Here is a 23,192-nt window from a genome sequence, read left to right on the forward strand (position 1 = left end):
CAAAAAATGAGTAACGGCGAATGGAAAAAGGCCGGAATCATTCCCGCCAGACGCAGAGCGTGAGGTGAAGTCGCCGCTCGGGTGGTGAGATAACCCTTGGCGGTGGTAAGGGAGGGGTATAGCGCCAGAGTGGCGCCAGCAGGGCAATCAGCAGGGCGACGGCAAAGAAGAGTTGTTCGACGCAGAGCAGGCTGGCGGCGCTCAGCCATTTGCCATTGAGCTGGCAGCTGGTGGGCTGCGGGCTGACAGGCTTGCCGTCGTTCTGCTCATCATCGATGCTCTGAGCGGGCAGGGCCTGACAGGTGAGGGCATGATCGAGCAGTGCCAGCCTGGCCAGCGGCTGGGCCGCGCAATTGAGCACCAGCAGGCAGACCAGCAGCAGGAGTCGTTTCGCCACGCGTTGTTGGTGAATCATGCTCGCCCCGTTCATCAAGATGGCCACATCCTAACGGCCAATGGCGGGTGGGGCAAGTTGCCGGCCGTTTTATGAGCGCTGAGGCTGGCACCGTGTGGTCGGTTCTGTTTGGCGAACGCTTGTTCGCTAAAAGGGGGATCAGTATACTGCGCCGAGTTAAAATTCGAGGTGTTCGATGCTCAAAATTGCCCGTGTGCTGCTGCTTGGTCTGCTGCTCATCTTCTGGTTCCTGTTCGGCCTGCTGCTCTGTCTGGTTCGTCCGCGCCACCCCAACAACGTCTATGTCTTCGCCCGCATGTATCATGCGGTCTGCCCGCTGATCGGGGTCCGGGTCAAGGTGACGGTGGCCGACGAGGTGAAATCGGTCGGGCCTGCGGTCTATGTCTGCAACCACCAGAGCAACTATGACATCTTCACTGTGACCGGTGCCGTGCAGCCCGGCGTGGTTGCGGTGGGCAAGAAGAGCCTGCTGTGGCTCCCCTTCTTCGGCCTCATCTTCTGGCTCTCCGGCAACGTGTTGATCGACCGCTCCAACCGCTCTCGCGCCATTGGCACCATTGGTCAGGTGGTGGATCGCATCAAGGCGCGCGGCACCTCCATCTGGATGTTCCCGGAAGGGACCCGCTCGCAGGGGCGTGGTCTGCTGCCGTTCAAGGCGGGCGCTTTCCATACCGCCGTACAGGCTGAAGTGCCGGTTGTGCCCATCGTCTGCTCCAGTTACTTCGGCCAGATTGACCTCAACCGCTGGGATAACGGCGAGGTGCTGCTGGAGGTGATGGCCCCGGTCTGCAGCAAGGAGCACGGTGCTGCCGGCATTCGCGAGCTCTCCGAGGTGTGCCGTGCCCGGATGGAGGCAAAACTGGCCGAACTGGATGGCAAGCTGGGTCGCCATCACGCCGCCTGAACGCCATCATAAGTGCATTGAAAAGGGAGCCACGGGCTCCCTTTTTTGTTGGTAAAAATAACCACGCCATTGGTTTTTTTCACCAACAAACCGTTATTGGATTCCCTCGTTAAATTCCCATCTATCTGTAAAGAAACAATAATTTTTCTTGGCACGGCTCTTGTAATGCAATGGGAAGAGATAGCCATCCCATCCACAAGGAGCCAGACCATGAGCGTGTTCAGCCGCCTGACCGACGTAATAAATGCCAACCTGCACAGCCTGCTCGACAAGAGTGAAGAGCCCGAGAAGATGCTGCGCCTGATGATCGAGGAGATGGAGCAGGTGCAGGTCGATATGCGCACCCAGGCCGCTCGCGTCATCGCCGAGCAAAAACAGCTGGAGCGCCATCAGCAGGCGTTGCAGGTGCAGATCCAGGAGTGGTCGGCCAAGGCCGAGCTCGCCATCCAGAAGGGACGTGAGGATCTGGCCCGCGCCGCCCTAACCGAGAAGCTGGCGGAGGTCAAAAAATGTGAACAGCTGGAGCAGGACAAGGCCCGGGTCGCCGAAGTGCTGGCCCAGCTTACCGCCGACAGCGAACGGTTGGCCTCCAAGCTGACCGAGGCGCGGGAGAAGCAGAAACTGCTGACCCTGCGCGAGCAGACCGCCCATAGCCGTATTCGTGCCCGCGCTCAGGTGGACAACCAGCGTATGCATGAGCTGATGGCCCGCTTCGAAGGCTTTCAGGGGCGGGTCGATCAGCTGGAAGCCCAGCTGGAGGCGGCCACTTTGGGGCAGAATCCCTCGCTGGAGGCGCAGTTCCGCGAGCTGGAACTCAATGACGAGATAGAGCGCGAGCTGGCCCGTCTCAAGGGTCAGAAGGTGGAGGCATAACCATGACTCCCTGGCCCAAGGATCTTGTCCATCGCAAGCTGACCGGCGTCTGCGCCGGCATTGCCAAACGGCTGGGGATATCCAGAGTGACGGTGCGAGTGGTGGCCCTGCTCGCCCTGATCCTGGTGCCGCCGCTGGCTCTGGCTGCCTATCTGCTGGCGGTGCTGGTGATGCCGCCCCGTTATGAATTGAAACGCTGGCTGGATTGACCGCAAGGCAGCCCGGCGGCACAGAGTGCCTGTAAGGAGCAAGTTATGCTGGAATTTTTCATATTGCTGGGAGTGTTGCTGGTGATGGCGCTGACCGGTTTTACCCTGGTGGCGATGCTGCTGGTGAGCGGCGTGTTTGTGCTGCTGGGGGTGCTGAGCGGCATGCTTGCCCTGATCATCAAGCTGGCTCCCTGGTTGCTGCTGGTGCTGGTGGTCTGCTGGCTTATCAGCCACGGCAGCAGGCGGTCCAATACCTACCTGTAATCGCCGCAAGTCGTGTCGTTATCCCTGAACTCCCTTTTGTCGGCCACCCGTGAGGTGGCCTTTTTTATGGCCCGGCTTTGCCTTTATGGTTCTGCGTTGCCGGGAGCGAGCCAGCGCAGGCTCCACGGCAGCCAGAGATCGGGGCAGGTGATGAGCTGCTCCTTGAACGCCTTGGGCTGCTGCTTGAGGCGATATTCGAGGCGCAGGGCCGCTCCTTTGTCGCCTACCTCCTGCTGCCACACCAGGGTGAGTGGCCCCTTGCCGCGCAGGGCGCGAGAGCCTTTGCCGCTCTGGTGCTGGCGCAGGCGGCGCTCCGGCGCCGTGCTGATCCCGGTATAGAGCAGGCCGGCCGTGGTGCGCACCATATAGATTGACCAGCAGGAGGGTGGGGTGGATGGCGATGCCGGAGCCCCGGTCGGGGGTTTTCTCATTCATGTTCTCTGTGCCAAACTCAAAAGCAGCTCAAGGAGGTGCGATGAGAGTCTGGTTCTGGTTGTGGTTGCTGTTGTCGGTTCCGGCTCTGGGGGAGACGATCCGTCTCTATGATTACCACCAGCATCCCCCTTTCAATACCGGGGTGAATGCCGGCTTGAGCAGCGAGCTGGTGAAGTATCTCAATGAAAGGCTGGGAGGTGAACCCAGGATCGAGCTCTGGCTGGTCAATCGCGCCAGACTGGCGCTGGAGATGTCGGATCCTGCCTTCAACGGTCTGGTCGCCTGGGTCAACCCGGCCTGGGTCGGGGATCCCCAGCGCGAGCTATACCTCTGGACTTTCCCCATCATGCGCGACACCAACGAGCTCATCTCAAGTCGCCAGCATCCGGTTACCTATCGTGGCCCTGACTCCCTCAAGGGGATGGTATTTGGCGGTGTCGAGGGGTATCGCTATCTGGGGATCGATGATGCTGCGGCCCGGGGCGAACTGGAGCGCCACGATGCCAAGAAGGTGAAGACCAATCTCGATCTGCTGGTACGCGGCCGCATCGATGTCACCCTAGTGCCCGGTTCGGCCCTCGCATTTTTCACCCACGTCCCTGACTATGAGGGCAAGCTGTTCGTCTCGCCCTTTGCCCAGTCCAGCTATACCCGCCACATTCTGGTGCCCAAGTCCCGCCCCGAACTTCATGCCCGGCTCAACGACATTGCCGAGCAGATGGATCGGGACCCCGCCTGGCACAAGATCCTCGAGTCCTATCGCGGCGCCCCTTGAGGCTGACGCTTGAGGCGGTGCAGCGGCACCAGACTCACCAGCAAACCAGCCCAGACGAAGGCGAAGCCGACCGTCTTGATGGGATCCGGCGTTTCACCAAACCAGTAGATGGCGAGCAGGAAGGCGAGACTGGGCTCGATATATTGCAGCAGTCCCACCGTGCTCATCCGGGTTCTCGCCACCGCGTAGCAGAAGAGCCCCACCGGCAACAGGGTCGCGGGCGCACTGCCCATCAGCAGCAGTTTGTCGGCCAGATCCCCGTTCACGAATGCCCCTTCCCCGTGCCACGCCAGCGTGCCGATGATGATCAGCGCGACGGGCAGTTGCACCATGGCTTCCAGATAGAGGCTGGTGCCGGTGTCGTAGTGGATCTTCTTCTTGATAAGGCCGTAGCAGGCGAAGTTGGCCCCCATGATGAGGGAGAACCAGGGGAGTTGGCCGTAGCAGAAGAGCATGTAGGCGAGACCCGCCAGTGCCAGGGCGACAGCCAGATGCTTTTGCGGGGTGAGCCGCTCTTTCAGGAAGAGGACGGCGAATACGATATTGAACAGCGGCGTCATGAAGAAGGCGAGACTGGTGGTCAGTACCTGCCCTGTGGTGAGGCACCAGGTGAACATGCACCAGCTGATCGACATGACCGGGCCGGCCAGCAGGATTAGGCCGAGCTGGCGCGGCTCGCTGCGCAGCCGTGCCCAGGGAACCTTGTGGCCAAGCAGCAGAAACAGGCCGCCAAGCAGGATAACCGACCAGAGCACGCGGTGGGAGATGAGCTCCCACATGTTGACCTCGGGCATGAACTGATAATAGAGCGGCAGCATCCCCCAGAGGATGAAGGAGAGGGTCGCCGTGCCCGTGCCTAGCCAGTTTTTCATCTCTACCTGTTTATTAAATTAAACATTTATCAGTGAATAATAAATAGAGGCCACCCCTTTCACAAGCGAGATCTGGTGGAAAACTCTGTTACTATCGCGCTCATGAGTCGACTGGATAGCCTGTTTGAAGAGATCCGTGCCTGCCGTCTGTGCGAGGCGCATCTGCCGCTCGGGCCGCGGCCGGTAATCCGCGGGGCCGAGAGTGCCCGCCTGCTGATCATCGGTCAGGCGCCGGGCACTCGTGTGCATGCCAGTGGTATCCCGTGGGATGACCCCTCCGGCGATCGCTTGCGTCAGTGGCTCGGGGTCGATAAACCCACCTTCTACGACGAATCACGCATTGCGATTATGCCGATGGGGCTCTGTTATCCCGGCAAGGGCAAGTCGGGCGACCTGCCGCCCAGACCCGAGTGCGCGCCCACTTGGCATGATAAGGTGTTGATGCTGCTGCCCAATATCGAGTTGACCCTGCTGATCGGTCAATATGCCCAGCATCGCTATCTGGGCAAGGCGGCCAGGGGATCGCTCACCGACACGGTGCGCAACTGGGCCGGCTATAGCCCTGGCTGGTTGCCGCTGCCGCATCCCTCCCCGCGCAACACCCTCTGGCTCAAAAAGAATCCCTGGTTCGAGCAGGAGGTCATCCCTCATCTGCAACTAAGGGTCGCTCCTTTGCTGAAATGACCCTGAGTATTAGACCGCTGGCTCGGCCAGCGGTTTTGGTTTGCTGCGCGCCATGGCGATGAGCGGCAGGACGATGCAGATACAGCCCAGCAGCAGCGGCAGACCCGGCTGCTCGTCAAACAGCCATACCCCGATGGCGACGGCCATCAGCAGACCGGTATATTCCGCAGAGGCGATCTTGCTCGCTTCCGCCTTGCGATAGGCCACCACGCACAATCCCGCATAGACCATGATCAGCGCCGAGGAGCCAAAGGCGGGCCACCACATCTGCCACTGCCAGTCGCCCCCTTCCCACCAGGCCAGCGCGAGAATGAAGGGCATGCTCAGCACGTTGGTGAAAAACAGGGTCTGGGCGATGGGCTGCTTGAGCGGGATGCGCTTGATCAACAGATTGTTGAGCGCCATCGACAGCGCCACTCCGAGCGCCGCCAGTGCGGCCCAGTTCACTTCGGTCGGGCGCAGCACGATCAGTACCCCGATAAACCCGATGACTGCGGTCAGCACCTTCTGGCGCGAGATCGCCTCTCCTGCCATCCACACTGCCAGCGGCACCATCATCAGCGGCGCGGCATAGAAGAGGGCGTTGGCAGTGGCGAGCGGCAAGCGGGTGAGGGCGACCACCATCAGGCAGACACCGACCGCCCAGATATGGGCCCGCAGCAGGTGCCACTTGATGGCCACCGGCGGGTTGCGGCGCCACGACCAGAGCAGCCAGGGCATCAGCAGGAGGGCTGCAGAAACCTGGCGGAAAAAGACAAACTGGAAGATGGGCTGATCCGGCTCCAGCACCTTGACCAGCGCATCGGAAAAAACCGCCACCATATTGCCCAGCACCAGATAAAGGATGCCGATCCCCACTGCATTCATACCACCTCCCACTTCAGATGAGGGGGAGGGTAGCGTGCCGGTTGATATTCAGTAAAATGATAAAAAATGACCACCCATGAGATATTTAGATAATGAAACTTCCTCCCCTGCGTGCGGTGCAATATTTCGAGGTGGTGGCCCGGCTACTCAGCTTTTCCCGTGCCGCCCTTGAACTGAACGTCAGCCAGAGTGCGGTCAGCCACCAGATCCGCCTTCTGGAGGATTTTCTGGGGGAGCGATTGCTGCTGCGTCAGGGGCGGCTGCTCTCGTTGACGACGCAGGGCGAGAGCTATTTCGAGGGGATTGCTGCCGGGCTCGGCCAGATTGCCCAGAGCAGCGAGCAACTGCGCGGGGGCGGCGAGATGCGGCTGCGCCTCGCGGTCTACAGCTCGTTTGCGGTGAAGTGGTTGATCCCGCGGTTGGCCGGATTGCGCCAGCTCTATCCCGAGCTGGATTTGAGTCTGGAGATGGTGGCGGAAGATCCCGAGCTCTCCGATCGGGTGGCCGACTGTTTTATCACAGTCTCACCCCACGGGCGGGGTTACTGCCACGACCTTATCTATCAGGAGCGACTCTTTCCGGTCTGCAGCCGCCGTTTGTTGCAGCAGGTGGAGGGGGAGTGGCCAGATGCCATCTGGCAACTGCCGCTGCTCTCGGTGCAATCCATCTACAAGGCGCGAGGGGAGGATTGGCAGCGCTGGGCCAAGGCGGGTGGGCTTGTGATTCCGGACGAGGCGAGGATGCACCACTTCAGCCATGTGTTGCTGGCGATGGAGGCGGCGGCCTGGGATCAGGGGGTGGCGTTCGTGAATGACTACATGCTGCGGCCCGATGATCCCCAGCTGGTGGCCTTGCCGGTACACCAGCTGGAGACGGGGGATGCCTTCTATTTCACCTGCAAGCGCTCACGGGCCCATGAGCCCGCCATCTGCCGGTTACGCCAGTGGCTGATGATGGAGACACGCCAGAGCATGCCGCTCTAGCGCGATATCAAGCCTTCTTGAACTGGCTTAGGACAAACAGGCTGGTGGCACAGACCACCACCGAGGGGCCCGCCGGAGTATCCTGATACCAGGAGAGGGTCAATCCACCCAGCACGGCGAGGCAGCCGATCAGCGCGGCAAAGCCGGCCATCTGCTCCGGCGTCTGACTGAAACGGCGGGCGGTAGCGGCGGGGATGATCAGCAGGGAGGTGATGATCAGCGCCCCGACAAACTTCATCGCTACGGCGATCACCAGCCCGATCAGCAGCATCAGCACGCAGCGCAGCACATCGACCCGGATCCCTTCTACCCGTGCCAGCTCTTCCGAGATGGTCATGGAGAGCAGGGGATCCCACAGTCGCCACAGGGTGAGCAGTACCAGTGCGCCACCGCCGTAGATCCAGAGCAGATCCATCGGTTGTACCGAGAGCAGGTCGCCAAACAGGTAGGCCATCAGATCCACCCGCACGTTATCCATAAAACTCAAGGTAACCAGACCGAGGGACAGGGCGCTGTGTGCCAAAATGCCGAGCAGGGTATCGGTTGCTACTTGCTGGTTGCGGCTCATGACCACCAGCAGCATCGCCATGGCAAGGCAGCAGACCACTACCGCCAGGGTGAGATCGACCTGCAGCAGGATGCCCAGCGCGATGCCGAACAGGCAGGCGTGAGAGAGGGTATCGCCAAAATAGGCCATCTTGCGCCATACCACGAAGCTGCCGAGGGGGCCGGCCAGCAGGGCGATGCCGAGACCGGCCGCGAGGGCGTATAACAGAAAGCTGTCCACTTGAATGTCCTGTTGCTTGCGCTATTTGCTGTGAGCGTTGTTGCGAGAAGGCAGGCGGATGACGGGAGCCTGCGGTTCATGATGATGGTGTTCGCCGTCGCAGTGGTGATGGTGGGTATAGACCGCCAGCACCTCCTGCTCCGGTCGCCCGAACAGGCGGGCAAATTCGGGGTGGCGCGCCACGCTCTCCGGCTCGCCATGACAGCAGACGTGGCGATTGAGGCAGATCACCTCGTGGGTGCTGGCCATCACCAGATGCAGGTCGTGGGATACCATCAGCACGGCGCAGTTGAATTCGGCAGCAAGCTTGCCGATCAGGGCGTAGAGCTCGATCTGACCGTTGATATCCACCCCCTGCACCGGCTCATCCAGCACCAGCAGTTCGGGTTTGACCAGCAGAGCGCGCGCCAGCAGTACCCGCTGCATCTCGCCACCGGAGAGCTTCTGCATCCGGTTGTCCAGCAGCCCTTCGGCGCCGACTCTGGTCAGCGCCTCTTCGATGGAGATCCGCCCCTTCTTGCCCAGTTGCAGAAAGCGGCGCACGGTGAGCGGCAGGGTGGGATCCAGATAGAGGCGTTGCGGTACATAGCCGACTCTCAGATCGCGGTTGCGGATGATCTGGCCGGAATCCGGGGTGAGCAGACCCAATACCAGTTTGCTCAGGGTGCTCTTGCCCGCCCCGTTGGGGCCGACCAGGGTGGTGATTTTGCCTTTATTGAGGGTAAAGGAGACCTTGTCGAGCACTGAGCGTCCATCGAACGAAAGACAGACCTCTTTCAGCTCTACCAGTTGGGTCATGACAGCTCCGGGGTTTACAGCCAGTGAGAGTTATAATATAACAAAAAACAGAAGCTGTTATATTATCACACAATCACCCGCTGACGAGATTCACCAATGAGAATTATTGCTTTTTTCACTGCCCTGCTGGCGGTGAGTTTGCCTGTTCGTGCCGTGGAGGTACTGACCACTATCAAGCCCTTGGGCTTTATTGCCGCGGCGATCACGGAAGGTGTGAGTGAGCCGGAAGTCCTGCTGCCAACCGGCGCTTCTCCCCACGACTTCTCTCTGCGTCCCTCCGATGTACGCAAGATCGGGGAGGCGGACTTGGTGGTCTGGGTCGGCCCCGAGCTGGAGGGTTTCATGAGCAAACCTCTGGCCAATCACCCCCATGTCTTGACCCTGACCCAGGTGCCGGGCATGCCGCTGTTCAACTACGCGACCAAGGATAGCCATGATGGCCATCAGCACGATGACCATGCAGCTCATGACCACGACGATGAAGGGCATGAAGGTCATCATCATGAAGGGATCGACCCCCATATCTGGCTTGGACCGATGCAGGCCAAGGTGATCGCCGGCGCTATCGCCAGCGAGCTGGGCAAGCAGGATCCGGCCAACAAGGCGCGCTACGAGGCCAATCTGGCCGCGTTTACCGCCAAGGTCGATGCCAGAGACAAGGTGATCGCTGGGCAGATGAAAGCGGTGAACCAGAAGGGGTACTTCGTATTCCACGAAGCGTATGGCTACTGGGAGCGCCACTACGGCATGAGTTCCAAGGGCCACTTTACCGTCAGTCCGGAGCGTCGTCCGGGAGCAAAAACACTGGTCGAGATCCGTAAGGCGCTGGAGGAGAAGCAGGCAAGCTGCATCTATGCCGAGCCGCAATTCTCGCCGGCGGTGATCGAGTCGGTTGCCCGCAATACCGGCGCCAGAGTGCTGCTGCTGGATGAGGTAGGTGAGCAGGTTCCGCTCGGTCCGGAAGGTTATCCCCAGTTCATGGATCAGTTGGCCAACGCTTTTGCCCAGTGTCGTTGACACTGGGCCCGAAGAGCCTGCTCTCTGTTGTCTGGGACTATACTGACCTCCAGCATCTGACATGGAGTGTCCGGTATGAAATGGCTGTTAATCCCCACCTGCATGCTGGCACTAGGTTGTGCCGGCGTGCAGGCTTCCCGCCTGTCGGAATATATCGCCAGCCCCGAGCTGCGGGAGAAGTTGCAGGAGGTCTACGGCGGGCGCGCAATTCAGCGCGCCGAGGCGTTTTCCCGCTTGCTGACGCCCAGAGCCGGCACCACGGATCAGCAGAAGATCGAGCTGGTAAATCACTACTTCAATAACCTGACCTACAGCGATGATCCCAGATTGTGGGGAGAAGCGGACTACTGGGCCAATCCATTGGAGTTTATCGGCGCTCGCGGTGGCGACTGCGAGGATTACAGCATCTCCAAGTACTACACCCTGATGGAGCTGGGGGTGGACGAGAAGAAGCTGCGGCTGGCTTACGTCAAGGCGGTGCGTTACAACCAGTTCCACATGGTGACGCTCTATTTCGCGACCCCCAAATCAGATCCGCTGGTGCTCGACAACATCAACAGCCGCATTCTGCCCGGAAGTCAGCGCACTGACCTTATCCCTGTCTACAGCTTCGATGCCAAGAGCATCTGGATCATGAAGTCCCGCCGTGAGGGAACGCTGGCAGGCAGTGCCGACAGGCTGGCGCAGTGGACGTCGATGAAGACCCGGTTCTCCAGCGAGCAGCTGCGCTCCCCCCGCCGCCAGCTATAGCTTCCCGGCGGCTTTCAACTCGGCAAAATAACGTGCTGCGCCCGGATGCTGCTGAATGCTCAGCACCGGGCCGGTTTTGTTGCGCGCCTGATGGAACATGTTGGCGTAGCCATAAGTCTGTTCGTTGAACTTGGTCTGCTGTGCCAGCATGGCACGAGTCAGGTTATAGACCTCTTCTTCGGGAGTGGTTGCATTGGTCACCAGAGTGGCCGCGATGGCAAAGGTGGGGGTGGCTTTCAGATTGCCCAGATAGATTCGCGCGGGCACCTGGCTGCGCTGGTAATACCTGACCCCCTTGATCAGCTGGTCACGCAGAGCGCCGTCGACCGGCAGAAATCGGATGGCACACCGCTTGGCGGTATCGAGCACAATCCGGTTGGGGTGTCCCATCACCAGTCCATAGGCATCGATCTGTTTGCTGCAGAGCGCCTCGGCTGCATTGGCCATGCTTTTCAGATCGAGATCCTGCTCCTTGGCGCCCAGCAAGTTGAAAAGAGCCAGCGCAGTCTGGCGGGTACCGGAGCCCTTCAGCCCCATATCGATGGGGGCGAGCTTGAGCTGCTCCAGCGAGGTAATGTCGCCGTCGGCCCGGATCACTATGGTAAAGGGTTCGGCGTGGGTCGCAAACAGCGCGCGCAGGCCGGTTTGTGCGGCGTTGGCAAAGGGGCCGCTACCCTGACTGGCCTGATAGAGCCAGTCAGACTGCACCATGGCGTAGCGGCTTTGACCGCTCCGCAGTCGCTGCAGGTTCTCCATCGAACCGGAAGTTGCTTGCAGCGCACAGCTGATCTGCGAGTCAGTCTTGTGTGCGAGCCGGCAGAATTCGCTGGTGACCTGATAGTAGATCCCCTGTTCACCCCCTGTTGCTATGGTGGCCGGTGCGGCCATTGCTCCGGCTTGGCCGAACAACATCAGCAAGATAGCCAGCTTTTTCATGATTGTGCCTCCCTGGCATAACCATCAATCCCCCAGGTACGCAGCTTGTCGATGTCGCTGCCACTGCCCGCCTCGGCCAACAGGGTGTAACCAGCAGCATGCATGGTTTGCGAGAGAAGATGCCAGTAGAGCGGCTCCTCGCTCAGCTGACAGCAGACAAAGACAGGATTGAGGGGATCGAGTTGATTGAAGGTCTCCGTATTGAGCGGAATAGCGCTAAACGCCAGCTCGACCCCCTGTTCCTGCAAGCGGGTCAATATCGACTCACCCTCAGCCGGGAAGGAGGTCACATCCCAGCGCCAGTCGAGTGTCTTTCCTCTTCCCCGGGTCAGCAGCGGTGCTATGGCTTGCCACTGCGGGTGGTGGAGCAGGGAGAGCGGTAGCGAGATACCTTCAACATGGTGTTGCAACCACTGTTCCAGAACCGCTTGAATGGTGGCCAGCTCGCTGTCGGCGGTGAGTGCCGGGTGTGGCAGGAAGCGCTGGTAGAGGGTTATCTCGCCCTGTGTCGAGTCGAAGGTTTGCAGGTGGCCGCCACGGGTGTCGGTTAGCCCTTGTAGGGGCTGCGCTGTGGATGGGCGCAGTTGCTTGCCCATCTGGGTGATTTTGAGGCGTTGCTGCAACAGGTCGCGCTTGCGCTCGGAGACCAGCTGGTTGATGGAGAGCGCCACCTCTTTGAGATCCAGCAGCCAGGGGGTGGGGAGGGCGCTGTTGAACTGGTGCTTGCGGACCCGGATTAGCTGCTGGTTGATCTGTTCCAGCGGCTTTAGCAGCCGTTGGCTGACCAGGGAGATCACCAAAGTAAAGACAACCAGCCCACCCAGCAGTGCAAGTCCGATACGGCTGATGGCATTCCACAGGTGCTGGTAGGCGTAGCCGCTGTGACCTTCCAGCGTCAGAGTGCCGAGCATGCGCCAGCCGTCGGTCAGTTCTTGCTCAATCTTGACCGGTGGCATGCCGATAACCGAGGGAAGCCAGCCAGGCACGTTTTGCTGGGTGGCCTGGAACACCTTCTGGAACAGCAGTTGTCCGTCCGGGTCGATCAACCTGACCGAGCTGACGAAGCCGCCATCGAACATGGCATTGACGATGGTTTCGGCCAGCACCTTGTCATCGTTGAGCAAAGTACCTTGCAGCACTAGGCCCAGAGCGGTGACGGCAGTCTCCAGATTGGCAGACATCTGGTCGATGATGGATTGGCGGACAGTGGTGATTTCCAGCACAAACAGCAGGATGGCACCGATCAGAAACAGGATGAGGATTATCCTGCTCAATAGTTTTGATAACGTCATCTCCACTCCATGGAAAAGTTATTGCAACATTTGCGGTTTTTATTCTGGCGCTATGGCGAGCCGGTTCTTAAAAATAGGAAAAAATGGTTAAAAAAGACGATCATTTCTGCCCATCTGGGCTGGTTATGCATAAAATGTGAAGTTCATGCAGATTGCGATGAACTATTTGTATCGTTTTTTGTCAAACAGACAGTTTTATGCGGATTTGGTACTACCACATCGCAACTCACACTCTTCAGATATAAAGACAGGATAGCGGATGAAACGTCTCCGTCCCTTGGTAGCACAGGCTGCCAATTGGGAACCACCGGTTCCCCGCAAACACTTTTACGCAATGGTGATGCTGACGGCGATGACCCTGTCGGCAGTGGCATTGCTGCCGGCTCCGGGTGACATTCTGGAGCGGCCCCTGCGTTTGGAGTTGCCGATTGATACCGCGGGTACGGCAACCAACGAAAACAACACCGACTTTAACGAAATCCCCGATCACGAACTGGTTGATCCCGCCACGCCGGACGATGATATTCCGGTCGATACCGCGCCGCAGTGGCAGGATTACCGGGTGCGCAATGGCGAGAATCTGACCGCCATCTTCAACAATCTGGGGCTCTCGACCACCACCCTCTACAAGGTGCTGGATGCGGACAACAAGAATTATCTGGCGCGGCTCAAACCGGGCCAGACCATCGAGCTGCTGATTGATCAGGACAACATCCTGCAACAGCTCAAGATCCGCCTGAACATCAAACAGACGCTGGTGATGGCGCGCACCGACGACACCTATACCGCCTCGATGATCAACGAGAAGGTGGACTGGCAGCCGCAGCGCTACGATGGCGTGATCAATGGCAGCTTCTATGTCAGCGCCCGTAATGCCGGTATTCCGGCCAACCATATCCAGAAGATTGCCAACCTGTTCCAGTGGCGGATGAACTTTGCTCAGGACCTGAAAAAGGGTGACAAATTCAAAGTGCTGGTACGTCAGGAGACCGTCGAGGGCAAGAGCACAGGCAACAGCCAGCTGCTGGGTGTGGAAGTGACCAGCCAGGGCAAGACGGTATCGGCCTGGCTCTCCGATGACGGCAACTATTACGACGGTCAGGGCAACAGTCTGGAGCGTGGCTTCCGTCGCTATCCGACCCACAGCCGCTACCGGATCAGCTCCAACTTCAACCCGGCGCGTAAACATCCGGTAACCGGTATGGTGCGTCCTCACGAGGGCACCGACTTTGCAGTGCCGGTTGGCACTCCGGTGCTGGCGACCGGTGACGGTGTCGTCCAGAAGGCAACCAGCCACCCGCTGGCAGGTACCTATGTCGTCATCAAGCATGGCCGTACCCTGTCGACCCGTTATCTGCACCTGAGCAAGCTGCTGGTCAAACCGGGTCAGCGGGTCAAAATGGGTGACAAGATTGGCCTCTCCGGCAACACGGGGCGCTCGACCGGTGCTCACCTCCACTACGAGCTGCGCATCAACAACCGACCGGTCAACGCCATGACTGCCAAGCTGCCGATGGCCGAACCGCTCAGCGGCAAGGAGCGTCGCCAGTTCCTGGCCAAGGTGAAAGGCTACCGCAAGGAGCTGGCCGCAGGTTGATACCTCTCCCCGCTTGAAATGAAAAGGCCCCGCCAGATTGGCGGGGCCTTTTTGCATGAGCAATCAGTGGTCAGTATCCCTTGTCGAAGTCTATTTTGCCGTCGAGGGGCTGGCCGTCGATGAAGCGGATATAGTTGCGCACGAAGATTTGGGCCACATCCTCGGGGAAGCTGTAGGCGCTGTTGTGAGGGGTAACGATGAGGTTGGGTTGCCCCCACAATGGGCTGTCGGCGGGCAGTGGCTCCTGCTCGAACACATCCAGCACCGCCATCGCCAGCTTGCCGGTGCGCAGGGCTGTCAGCAGATCGCCGGAGTGAACTGCATTGCCACGTCCCACGTTGAACAGGATGGCGCCCGGTTTGCAGAACTCGAAGCGGGCGGCATTGAAGAGGTGGCGGGTGTCGCGGGTCGCCGGCAGCACGCTGACGATGACATCGGCCTGCGCCAGGATCTTGTTGAGTGCCGGTAGCTGGTAAACCTGATCAAAGCTGGCCCGCTCCCGGCCGCTGCGGCTGATGCCAAGTACCTTCATGCCAAAGTGCTTGCCGGTCTGGGCGATATGCTGGCCAATGCTGCCGGTGCCAAGGATCAGCATGGTTTTCCCCTTGAGCCCCTGATAGGGGTGGCTCTGCCAGAGACGCTGCCTTTGTTGTTCCCGATAGAGAGGAATTTGTCGCATCAAGCTGAGCAGATGGCCAAAGACATATTCGCTCATCAGCGGGCCGAAGATGCCGCGCACGTTGGTAAGCTGGTAGTCGCGCCGGCTGTCCGAGTCGAGCAGTACGTCCACTCCGGCATAGGTAGACTGGAACCATTTGAGTTTCCCCGCCTTGGGGAGGAGCGGTTTGGCACGGGCCGGTTCTGCCATCAGAATATGGGCTTCGCCAATCAGCTTCTCGGCATCGCTCTGGTTATCGGCTCGCAGAATGCGCAGATGGTGAAGATTGGCGGTCTTGAGCAGACGTTCGTAGTGAGCATTATCCTGGCTGAGCAAAAGAAGGGTACGTTGGCTCATACTCTTGTTCCTTATCAGAATTTGCGGCGCAACAAGATGCCGCACTCGTCCCATCTTACCCGAGTTGCCAGCGCAACATAGCCGACCAGGGCGCTTTTTCGTTTTCGCCGCGCCCCTCGTGGGCTACAATCTGCCCCACATTTTGCAGAGGATCCGACTCCAGTGTTTGGTGACAAGTTTTATAAGCGACTGGCCGAGCTACAGCCTTGGCAACAGACCGTCTACACCCTGGCGCTGGCAGAGCGCATGTACCCCAACTATGCCCTGTTCAGTCAGGCCTCCGGATTTGGCAATGCAGAGGCCTTCCGGCATGCGCTGGATCAGATGTGGAACTACCTGACCGTCAAGGGTTCCCGGGTCAATCTGGGTGCCATTCTCGAAGAGTTCGAAGCCCATATTCCGGATCCCCGCAAGTTTGAATCCTACGGTGCCTATCCGGCACTGGATGCCTGCGTGGCGCTGGGCTGTGCCTACAACTCGGTGATCTGCCGTGTTGGGGAAGAGGCCAACGATGCCAGTCATGCCTCCGTCGGTACCGTTGCCGGTTTTATCGAGATGATGGAAGAGCGGGATCTGACCGAAGAGGAGCTCTACGAGCACGAATATATGGAAGCCGAGCTGGAGTTTCAGGTCGAGTTGCTCAAGCGAGTTGCCCATGAGCGCGATAGCGACCGCATTCTGGCCATCAAGGTCTTTGCCGCTCAGGATGGCGTTTCCAATATTGGTATCAGCCTGGAAGAGTAATCGCCGGTGCAAACCACTAAAAAAGCTCCCGTTTCGGGAGCTTTTTTTATGCCTGCTCGGCGGTCAGGGGGCTGACGCTCAGCACCGGGGCGGCATCTATCCCGTCGGCATTCATCATGGCGGAGATGCGCTGCAGGGAGGAGAGCAGCAGGGTCTGTTCCCAGGTTTCAAGGGATTGAAAACGCTGGATAAAGCTCTCTTGCAGTGGTGTCGGCGCCTCGGCCAGCAGGGCGCGTCCGGCATCGGTCAGGGTCGCGTGTACCTTGCGCTTGTCGGTCTCGCTGCGAACGCGCTGTACCAGCTGACGGCTCTCGAGGCGATCCATGATGGTGGTGGCAGTGGCCTGACTCATGTTGGTGTGGTCGGCCAGCTGGCGCATGGAGATCTGGCCCAGCTCATCAATCCCTTTGAGCAGCAAGAGTTGTGGCGAGGTGAGACCCGCCTCCTTGATCAAGCGCTTGGAGTGCATGTCGATGGCACGAATGATCTGGCGCAGCGCTACCAGCACTTCATCATGTTTTTCCATGGTGTCGGAGTAGGAAGTCGGGTTGAAAGGGGGAAAATTCTGCTCCCGGTAGATAAAAAGGTCAATATAGTTATTACTCAAATGGTTTATGTTCAAATTAATTTTGTGTTAGTTTAGCCCCTCTTTGCGCTGTTTAACCTGACAAGAGAGGAGTAAACATGACCAATGAACTGGATATCAAGACCCTGGCCAGCGGCCTGAAAGTCGTGCGGGTTCGCTATGAACTGCCTGATACGTCAGCCTTTGTCCGCTATCAGCCCGCCTACGATGAAGACCCGAACAACCTCAAGGTTCACCACTACGACGGCGAACTGCCGCTCTCCTGTAGCGAAACAGGTACTTTCAACCTAAAGGAGTTGGTGAACGAATTGCGCTACGCCTATGTGCTGGTGCACCTCTTTCCTGACGAAAGCGCTATGCAGTTCTATCTGACCGGCCTCGATACCGGGTTGGCCCAGCTGGAGTTCATCGGCGGCTCTTACGACTTCAACCGGCTCTGGATCACCAGCGGTATCTCCAATCTGGGCGTGCCCATGGCCATCTTCCTCGGCAAACGCCACGCCGTGAACGGTCAGCCCTCGGTCACCCTGGTGGATCACCGTGAACAAGCGGCAGGCAAGCTGGTCTATCGCGCCATCGGTGGTGCCGGTGATCACGTGGGCGAAGAGTTTTTCAACAACGACTAAGGAGGCTGGATGAGAGCAAGCAAAGGGCTATTTAAAGGCCTCAACCCCACCATGGCCATGACGGCGTTGACCGTTATCACCCTGTTTCTGCTGTTCGGGGTCTTTGTCCCCGAGACGGCCGCCAGCTGGTTTGTCGGGGCCAAGGATCAGATTATTGCCGGGTTCAAGTGGTACTACATTCTGGTGGTCGCCCTGTTCCTGTTCTTCGCCGTCTACCTGATGTTCAGCCGTTTCGGCAACATCCGGCTGGGCGACGACGACCAGGTACCGGAGTTCGGCTACTTCGCCTGGTTCTCCATGCTGTTTAGCGCGGGCATGGGGATCGGGCTGGTGTTCTGGAGCATCGCCGAGCCGATGAACCACCTGCAGGGCAACCCTTTTATTACCGAAGGGATGACCCCGGAGGCGGCCCAGATCGCCATGCGCCTCACCTTTTTCCACTGGGGCCTCCATCCATGGGCAATCTATGTGATCGTCGGCTTGTCGCTCGCCTTCTTCAGCTATCGGCGCAAGCTGCCACTGGCCATTCGTTCCGTGCTCTATCCGCTGCTCGGCGATCGCATCTACGGCTTCTGGGGCCACGCCGCTGACGTGCTGGCGGTGTTCGGCACCGTGTTCGGGGTGGCGACCTCCCTTGGCCTGGGGGTCTCCCAGATGAATACCGGCCTCAACCAGATGTTTGGCATGGAAGTATCGCAGACGAACCAACTCTGGCTTATCGGTGGTATCAGCCTGATCGCCACCCTCTCGGCGGTCTCCGGGGTCGGGCGCGGGGTGAAGATCCTCTCCGAACTCAATATCTGGTTGAGCGTGTTCGTGCTCGCGCTCTTTCTGGTGCTGGGGCCGACCACCTATATCCTCAACGCCTATGTGCAGAACATCGGCGATTACCTGCAGAACATCGTCAAACTGAGCTTCTGGACCAACACCGAAGCCAATGGCACCTCGGCCTGGCAGTCGAGCTGGACGGCGTTTTACTGGGGCTGGTGGATTGCGTGGGCGCCGTTTGTCGGCATGTTTATCGCCCGCATCTCCAAGGGGCGTACTATCCGCGAGTTCGTGCTTGGCGTGCTGCTGGTGCCTTCGCTGCTCGGCATGTTCTGGCTCACCGTTTTTGGCGGTACGGCGATGAATCTGGAGCTGTTTGGTGGCGGCGGCGTGGTCGCAGCGGTCAATCAGGATGTGACGCTGGCGCTCTACAAGACGGTCGAACTGCTGCACTGGGAGACCTTTGGCTGGATTGCCAAGGGCGTGCTGACCCTGCTTATCTGCACCTACTTCATTACCTCCAGTGACTCGGGCACGCTGGTGATTACGACCCTGCTCTCCATCGGTGATCAGGATCCTCCTGTGCCCCACCGCGCGCTCTGGGGGCTGGGCCAGGGGCTGGTCGCTGCGATTTTACTGGTCTCCGGCGGTCTTGCTGCCCTGCAGGCGGCCAGCATCATAGCCGCGCTGCCCTTCTCGGTGATCATGCTGGCCATGTGCTATTCGCTGATGCTGGGGCTCAAACAGGAGAGCCAGCGCCAGTTCGAGTATCGTCAGAACCTCAAGCGCCACGATGGCTCATCCCATATGAGCTTGCTCGAGCGCATTGGCCCGGCGTAAACCGCCAGTCTGAACTCAGCTAAATGACAAAACGGCCGTACTGGCGAGGTCTCCTGCGGGAGCCTTGTCAGTATGGCCGTCTGTTCTTGTGCGGGGGGAGGGTTACTCCTCGATAAAGGTCCACTCATCCTTGATGCGGCTGATGGCATCGGTCCGCTTTTTGGCGAGCTGCTCCTTGATCTCTTCCCCCTTGTAACCGGCCGCCACTATCTCTTTCACCGGCACTGCCTGGGCGGCAGCCAGCGCTTCGGCCACATAGTCCGGCTCGGCGTAGACCCGCTCCTCGAAACCGGTGCGGCCGTGGAAGTCGGCGCGGCAGGCATCCAGCAGCTGGGCAAAGCGCTCGGGGCGGCGCCAGGCATCTGCCTTGTCAAACACCTTGAGCAGGGTGGCGGGCTTGAGTTCAAAGGCGATGTGGATGTGGGTGTGCAGATCGCTCACCAGCAGCGCCAGATCCCGGCACTCGTTGGGTACCCGGAACCGCTCGCACAGGGCGCGAATAAGCGGCAGCCCCTTCTGGCCGTGACCATGATGGCTGGGCCAGAACTCCTTGGGGGTCACTCCCTTGCCAAGGTCGTGGCAGAGGGCAGCAAAGCGGACGGTCAATTCCGAGGAGATCCGGCACGCCTGCTCCAGCACCATCAGGGTGTGGATGCCGGTGTCGATCTCCGGGTGCCACTTGGCTGGGGCGGGGACGCCGAACAGGGCATCGATCTCGGGGAAGAGCGCCTTGAGGGCACCGCACTGGCGCAGCACCTCGAAGAAGATCTGCGGGGTAGGCCCCAGCAGCACCTTCTCCAGCTCTTTCCAGACTCGCTCCGGCGTGAGGTGGGCCAGCTCGCCAGCGGCCGTCATCTCGCTCATCAGGGCGAGGGTCTCCGGCTCGATGGTAAAGCCCTGAGCGTGGAAGCGGGCGGCGAAGCGGGCGACCCGCAGGATGCGCAAAGGGTCTTCGGCAAAGGCGGGGGAGACGTGGCGCAGCAGCCGTTTTTCCAAATCCTTGATGCCACCGTAGGGATCGTGGAGCTCTCCCTGTTCATCTTCGGCGATGGCGTTGATGGTGAGATCCCGGCGCAGCAGATCCTGCTCCAGCGTCACATCGGGGGCTGCGTGGCAGACAAAGCCGGTGTAGCCCTGACCCTGCTTGCGTTCGGTACGGGCGAGGGCATACTCCTGCTGGGTTTTGGGGTGAAGAAACACGGGAAAGTCGCGACCGACCTGGGTAAAGCCCAGCGCCAGCATCTGCTCCACGGTGGCGCCGACCACCAGATAATCCCTGTCGCCCTGCTGCAATCCCAGCAGGCGATCCCGTACTGCGCCCCCAACCAGATAAGTCTGCAAACCATCTCTCCCGTCAACAATCGTGGGGCCGAGTATATCGTCTTTGTTACTGCATTGCTGCCCGGCCGTGACCGGGAAAATGTGGGGTAATCGAGTGTGTCAGCAGGGCTTTGACTTGGACGTGACGAGGCCGTACCCTGCCGCACCAGACGGCTGGCTCTGTATTGCGCAATGGCCTTACTACCGAGCAGCCAAAATAAGCCGAAGGAACCGCAGAGTTCCCTATATATCAACGACATGAGAACAACGTGAATCAATCAACCTTCGCAAGCCGAGTTCTGGAGTGGTATGAGCTTCATGGCCGCAAGAGCCTGCCCTGGCAGCAGGAGAAGACTCCTTACCGGGTCTGGGTTTCGGAGATCATGCTGCAGCAGACCCAGGTCGCTACCGTGATCCCCTATTACCAGCGTTTTATGGCGCGTTTCCCTGATGTGGTGGCGCTGGCCGATGCCCCCGTCGACGAAGTGCTGCATCACTGGACCGGGCTTGGCTACTATGCCCGGGCCCGCAACCTGCACAAGGCGGCCCAGCAGATCCGCGATCATCACCATGGCCTCTTTCCCGAGCGCTTTGACGAGGTGATGGCGCTGCCGGGCATTGGCCGTTCTACCGCCGGGGCCGTGCTGTCGCTCTCCCTCGGTCAGCCTCACGCCATCCTTGATGGCAATGTGAAGCGGGTACTCACCCGCTGGCTGGCGCTGCCGGGCTGGCCCGGCCAGAAGCAGGTTGAGAACGAGCTGTGGGAGATCGCCATTCGGCTCACTCCCAAGCTGGGCGTGGCGCAATACAATCAGGCGATGATGGATATCGGGGCAACGATCTGCACCCGCAGCAAGCCTGCTTGCGAGCGTTGCCCGGTGCGGGCCGATTGCCAGGGGCTGTCGCAAGGCAACCCGACTGCCTACCCCAACAGCAAGCCGAAGAAGAGCATTCCGGCCCGGGATGGCATCATGCTGCTGATCCGCCATGGCGACGAACTGCTGCTGGAGAAGCGGCCTCCGCAGGGGATCTGGGGTGGGCTCTATTGCTTCCCGCAGGTCGCCTCGCTGGCGGAGGTAGAGGGTCTGCTGGCGTCCCTTGGCCTGAGTCATCACGGTTATCGGGAGCTGGCCGGTTTTCGCCATACATTCAGTCACTTCCACCTCGATATCCAGCCGCTGCTGCTCGAGATTGAGGCAGCGCCAGCGCTGCGCCTCATGGAAGCAGATAACCGACTCTGGTATAACTTACGCCATCCTGCCGAGGTGGGGCTGGCGGCCGCCACGGCCCGTCTGCTCGCCTATCCGGAGCTACAACCATAGAGGTCAACATGAGCCGTACTGTATTTTGCCAACGCCTGAAAAAAGAGGGTCCGGGCCTGGATTTTCAACTCTACCCGGGTGAACTCGGCAAGCGGATTTTTGACAACATCAGCAAGGAAGCCTGGGCCGAGTGGCAGAAGAAGCAGGTGATGCTGATCAATGAAAAAAAGCTCAATATGATGAATCTTGAGCATCGTCAGTTGCTGGAAAAAGAGATGGTCAGCTACCTGTTTGAAGCGGGTGAAGTGCAGATCGAGGGTTATACCCCTCCCAGCCAGTAAGCAATCGAGCTGTAGTACCTGCGAGCGGGGAGTGGAGCCAAAGGTGGTCAGCCTCCCCTTGTTTACTCGCGGCATATGAATGATGGGCGGCACTGCCGCCCTGTTTGAGGATCCTATGGGCCGAATTTTCTGGCTGCTGTGCACCCTGCTGTTTCTCTCTGCCTGTTCATCTTCTCCCAAGCCCAGCGGGAATGAGGATGATGATCTCGTCAACGGCAAGGACATCCGCGGCTTTGAACACATGATCAGTGCGCTCTCCCATAACGTGAACGAAATATGGGGGCGAGAGGCGCTGTTTGCGGGCAAGTATGACTACGTCAAATACACGGATCAGTACAAGAGCCGTGCCCACATCGATTTCTCCAGCGGCCATATCATGGTCGAGACGGTATCTGGCATAGATCCCCGCGCTCACCTGCGTCGTGCCATTGTCGAGACCCTGCTGACACCAGACGATCCGGCCGAAGTGGATCTTTACTCCGACCGGGAGATCATGCCCGGCGGCGAGCCTTTCCTCTATGGCCAGGTGGTGGACAATCAGCGTCAGCCCATTCGGGCATCCTGGCGTGCCGAACGTTACGCCGACTACCTGCTCAACACGGCGATGAAGAAGCGCACCCTTGGTATTCGCACCATCTTCTTCGTCGATATCCCCATGGTGGCCAACCACGAAGACAGACGGGGTTACAAGTACGCCAGCCTGATCCGTGAAGCCTCCCGCAAATACGGGGTCTCTGAAAGCCTGATCTATGCGGTGATCAAGACCGAGAGCAGCTTCAACCCCTATGCGGTGAGCCATGCCAACGCTTATGGCCTGATGCAGGTCATTCCGGCGACGGCTGGGCGTGACGTCTATGTGCGGGTCAAGGGCAAGAGCGGTCAACCGACCCGGGAAGACCTGTTCAATCCGGCCTACAACATCGATGTCGGGACTGCCTATCTGCATCTGCTGCAGACCGTCTATCTGTCGGATATTCAGGATCCCCAATCCCGTCGCTATGCGGTGATCTCCGCCTATAACGGTGGGGCTGGCGGGGTGCTCAACACCTTCTCAAGCGATCGCAAGGCGGCTCCCAGCATGATCAACCAGCTCTCACCCGAGGCGGTTTACCAGGTGCTGACCGAGCAGCATCCCAAGGCGGAGGCGCGTCGCTACCTCTACAAGGTCAATCAGGCCGAGAAGGGGTTCAAGCGAACATTTGCCAGCCGTTCCGGTTAACGGGTCGCAGCGG

At 59.5% G+C, this 23,192-nt stretch carries 27 protein-coding genes; 16 read left to right on the plus strand and 11 right to left on the minus strand.

The genetic code is table 11. The features are described 5' to 3' along the window. Window positions 1–37: 37 nt before the first annotated feature. Complete coding sequence (locus BS300_RS10335) at window positions 38–415, minus strand: hypothetical protein (protein WP_071912925.1); 378 nt, start codon at window positions 413–415, stop codon at window positions 38–40. Between the two features lie 175 nt (window positions 416–590). On the opposite strand from BS300_RS10335, the gene BS300_RS10340 reads away from it, so the two are divergent. From BS300_RS10340 to pspG, 4 genes are all read left to right on the plus strand, one after another. Next, entirely contained in the window at window positions 591–1,319 is a 729-nt protein-coding gene (locus BS300_RS10340) for a 1-acylglycerol-3-phosphate O-acyltransferase (RefSeq protein ID WP_071912568.1), read from the plus strand. Window positions 1,320–1,529: 210 nt separating this feature from the next. Beyond that, window positions 1,530–2,192 carry a phage shock protein PspA gene (gene pspA / locus BS300_RS10345; RefSeq protein ID WP_071912570.1) on the plus strand — a complete coding sequence of 221 codons (663 nt, stop codon included), beginning with the start codon at window positions 1,530–1,532 and terminating at the stop codon, window positions 2,190–2,192. A 2-nt stretch (window positions 2,193–2,194) separates the two neighbouring features. Then, complete coding sequence (locus tag BS300_RS10350) at window positions 2,195–2,401, plus strand: PspC domain-containing protein (protein ID WP_033115086.1); 207 nt, start codon at window positions 2,195–2,197, stop codon at window positions 2,399–2,401. Window positions 2,402–2,446: 45 nt separating this feature from the next. Then, on the plus strand, window positions 2,447–2,665 hold the full coding sequence (gene pspG / locus BS300_RS10355) for an envelope stress response protein PspG (RefSeq protein ID WP_071912572.1): 219 nt from the start codon (window positions 2,447–2,449) through the stop codon (window positions 2,663–2,665). A gap of 83 nt (window positions 2,666–2,748) precedes the next feature. On the opposite strand, the gene BS300_RS10360 is transcribed toward pspG, so the two are convergent. Then, window positions 2,749–3,096 carry a GIY-YIG nuclease family protein gene (locus BS300_RS10360; protein ID WP_071912574.1) on the minus strand — a complete coding sequence of 116 codons (348 nt, stop codon included), beginning with the start codon at window positions 3,094–3,096 and terminating at the stop codon, window positions 2,749–2,751. Window positions 3,097–3,140: 44 nt separating this feature from the next. On the opposite strand from BS300_RS10360, the gene BS300_RS10365 reads away from it, so the two are divergent. Beyond that, window positions 3,141–3,875, plus strand: coding sequence for a transporter substrate-binding domain-containing protein (locus BS300_RS10365; RefSeq protein ID WP_041209237.1), 735 nt, complete (start codon window positions 3,141–3,143; stop codon window positions 3,873–3,875). Here the strand turns inward: BS300_RS10365 and rarD are convergent. Next, the gene (gene rarD, locus BS300_RS10370; RefSeq protein WP_071912576.1) at window positions 3,857–4,747 is read right to left on the minus strand and encodes an EamA family transporter RarD; all 891 of its coding nucleotides are present in this window, start codon (window positions 4,745–4,747) and stop codon (window positions 3,857–3,859) included. The two genes, BS300_RS10365 and rarD, sit on opposite strands and share 19 nt — an antisense overlap. 102 nt (window positions 4,748–4,849) lie before the next feature. Here rarD and BS300_RS10375 point away from each other — a divergent pair, with 102 nt between their 5' ends. Then, window positions 4,850–5,431: a uracil-DNA glycosylase family protein gene (locus BS300_RS10375; RefSeq protein WP_071912579.1), complete on the plus strand. Its 582-nt coding sequence runs from the start codon at window positions 4,850–4,852 to the stop codon at window positions 5,429–5,431. 9 nt (window positions 5,432–5,440) lie between these two features. Here the strand turns inward: BS300_RS10375 and BS300_RS10380 are convergent, their stop codons facing one another. Next, window positions 5,441–6,298 carry a DMT family transporter gene (locus tag BS300_RS10380; RefSeq protein ID WP_041209234.1) on the minus strand — a complete coding sequence of 286 codons (858 nt, stop codon included), beginning with the start codon at window positions 6,296–6,298 and terminating at the stop codon, window positions 5,441–5,443. 92 nt (window positions 6,299–6,390) lie between these two features. Between BS300_RS10380 and BS300_RS10385 the strand changes: the two genes are divergently transcribed. Continuing rightward, window positions 6,391–7,281, plus strand: coding sequence for a LysR substrate-binding domain-containing protein (locus BS300_RS10385; RefSeq protein ID WP_071912581.1), 891 nt, complete (start codon window positions 6,391–6,393; stop codon window positions 7,279–7,281). Window positions 7,282–7,288: 7 nt separating this feature from the next. On the opposite strand, the gene znuB is transcribed toward BS300_RS10385, so the two are convergent. After that, window positions 7,289–8,068 (minus strand): zinc ABC transporter permease subunit ZnuB, encoded by a 780-nt coding sequence (gene znuB / locus BS300_RS10390; protein ID WP_071912583.1) that lies wholly within the window; start codon window positions 8,066–8,068, stop codon window positions 7,289–7,291. Window positions 8,069–8,089: 21 nt separating this feature from the next. After that, window positions 8,090–8,866 carry a zinc ABC transporter ATP-binding protein ZnuC gene (gene znuC / locus BS300_RS10395; RefSeq protein WP_071912585.1) on the minus strand — a complete coding sequence of 259 codons (777 nt, stop codon included), beginning with the start codon at window positions 8,864–8,866 and terminating at the stop codon, window positions 8,090–8,092. 96 nt (window positions 8,867–8,962) lie between these two features. Here znuC and znuA point away from each other — a divergent pair, with 96 nt between their 5' ends. Then, window positions 8,963–9,883, plus strand: a complete 921-nt coding sequence (znuA, locus tag BS300_RS10400; protein WP_071912586.1) for a zinc ABC transporter substrate-binding protein ZnuA — start codon at window positions 8,963–8,965, stop codon at window positions 9,881–9,883. A gap of 75 nt (window positions 9,884–9,958) precedes the next feature. Beyond that, complete coding sequence (locus BS300_RS10405; RefSeq protein WP_071912588.1) at window positions 9,959–10,633, plus strand: transglutaminase-like cysteine peptidase; 675 nt, start codon at window positions 9,959–9,961, stop codon at window positions 10,631–10,633. Here the strand turns inward: BS300_RS10405 and BS300_RS10410 are convergent. Both BS300_RS10410 and BS300_RS10415 read right to left on the minus strand, forming a co-directional pair. After that, on the minus strand, window positions 10,628–11,569 hold the full coding sequence (locus tag BS300_RS10410) for a TAXI family TRAP transporter solute-binding subunit (protein WP_071912590.1): 942 nt from the start codon (window positions 11,567–11,569) through the stop codon (window positions 10,628–10,630). The two genes, BS300_RS10405 and BS300_RS10410, sit on opposite strands and share 6 nt — an antisense overlap. Next, window positions 11,566–12,861 (minus strand): LapD/MoxY N-terminal periplasmic domain-containing protein, encoded by a 1,296-nt coding sequence (locus BS300_RS10415; protein WP_071912592.1) that lies wholly within the window; start codon window positions 12,859–12,861, stop codon window positions 11,566–11,568. Before BS300_RS10415 ends, BS300_RS10410 begins: the two co-directional genes overlap by 4 nt. A gap of 259 nt (window positions 12,862–13,120) precedes the next feature. Between BS300_RS10415 and mepM the strand changes: the two genes are divergently transcribed. After that, window positions 13,121–14,458: a murein DD-endopeptidase MepM gene (mepM, locus tag BS300_RS10420; RefSeq protein ID WP_071912594.1), complete on the plus strand. Its 1,338-nt coding sequence runs from the start codon at window positions 13,121–13,123 to the stop codon at window positions 14,456–14,458. 70 nt (window positions 14,459–14,528) lie between these two features. Here the strand turns inward: mepM and BS300_RS10425 are convergent, their stop codons facing one another. After that, on the minus strand, window positions 14,529–15,473 hold the full coding sequence (locus BS300_RS10425; protein WP_071912596.1) for a D-2-hydroxyacid dehydrogenase: 945 nt from the start codon (window positions 15,471–15,473) through the stop codon (window positions 14,529–14,531). 162 nt (window positions 15,474–15,635) lie between these two features. Here BS300_RS10425 and BS300_RS10430 point away from each other — a divergent pair, with 162 nt between their 5' ends. After that, window positions 15,636–16,217, plus strand: a complete 582-nt coding sequence (locus BS300_RS10430; RefSeq protein WP_071912598.1) for a YjaG family protein — start codon at window positions 15,636–15,638, stop codon at window positions 16,215–16,217. A 46-nt stretch (window positions 16,218–16,263) separates the two neighbouring features. On the opposite strand, the gene BS300_RS10435 is transcribed toward BS300_RS10430, so the two are convergent. Beyond that, entirely contained in the window at window positions 16,264–16,743 is a 480-nt protein-coding gene (locus BS300_RS10435) for a MarR family transcriptional regulator (RefSeq protein ID WP_041209315.1), read from the minus strand. A gap of 158 nt (window positions 16,744–16,901) precedes the next feature. Between BS300_RS10435 and BS300_RS10440 the strand changes: the two genes are divergently transcribed. Both BS300_RS10440 and BS300_RS10445 read left to right on the plus strand, forming a co-directional pair. Then, window positions 16,902–17,429, plus strand: a complete 528-nt coding sequence (locus BS300_RS10440) for a hypothetical protein (protein ID WP_042032612.1) — start codon at window positions 16,902–16,904, stop codon at window positions 17,427–17,429. A 9-nt stretch (window positions 17,430–17,438) separates the two neighbouring features. Next, window positions 17,439–19,037 carry a BCCT family transporter gene (locus BS300_RS10445; protein WP_042032611.1) on the plus strand — a complete coding sequence of 533 codons (1,599 nt, stop codon included), beginning with the start codon at window positions 17,439–17,441 and terminating at the stop codon, window positions 19,035–19,037. 102 nt (window positions 19,038–19,139) lie between these two features. Here BS300_RS10445 and BS300_RS10450 read toward each other — a convergent pair whose 3' ends face one another. Further along, entirely contained in the window at window positions 19,140–20,378 is a 1,239-nt protein-coding gene (locus BS300_RS10450; protein ID WP_071912599.1) for a multifunctional CCA addition/repair protein, read from the minus strand. Window positions 20,379–20,626: 248 nt separating this feature from the next. Between BS300_RS10450 and mutY the strand changes: the two genes are divergently transcribed. The 3 genes from mutY (at window position 20,627) to mltC (ending at window position 23,179) form a co-directional block, all read left to right on the plus strand. Then, window positions 20,627–21,679, plus strand: coding sequence for an A/G-specific adenine glycosylase (gene mutY, locus BS300_RS10455; protein WP_071912601.1), 1,053 nt, complete (start codon window positions 20,627–20,629; stop codon window positions 21,677–21,679). 8 nt (window positions 21,680–21,687) lie between these two features. Beyond that, a complete protein-coding gene (locus BS300_RS10460) occupies window positions 21,688–21,960 on the plus strand; it encodes an oxidative damage protection protein (RefSeq protein WP_041209221.1) in 273 nt (90 codons plus the stop codon). A 115-nt stretch (window positions 21,961–22,075) separates the two neighbouring features. Next, a complete protein-coding gene (gene mltC, locus BS300_RS10465; RefSeq protein ID WP_071912927.1) occupies window positions 22,076–23,179 on the plus strand; it encodes a membrane-bound lytic murein transglycosylase MltC in 1,104 nt (367 codons plus the stop codon). Window positions 23,180–23,192: the final 13 nt, after the last annotated feature.

The organism is Aeromonas sp. SCS5, assembly GCF_001887375.1.
In the GTDB taxonomy this organism is placed as follows: Bacteria; Pseudomonadota; Gammaproteobacteria; order Enterobacterales; family Aeromonadaceae; genus Aeromonas; species Aeromonas jandaei.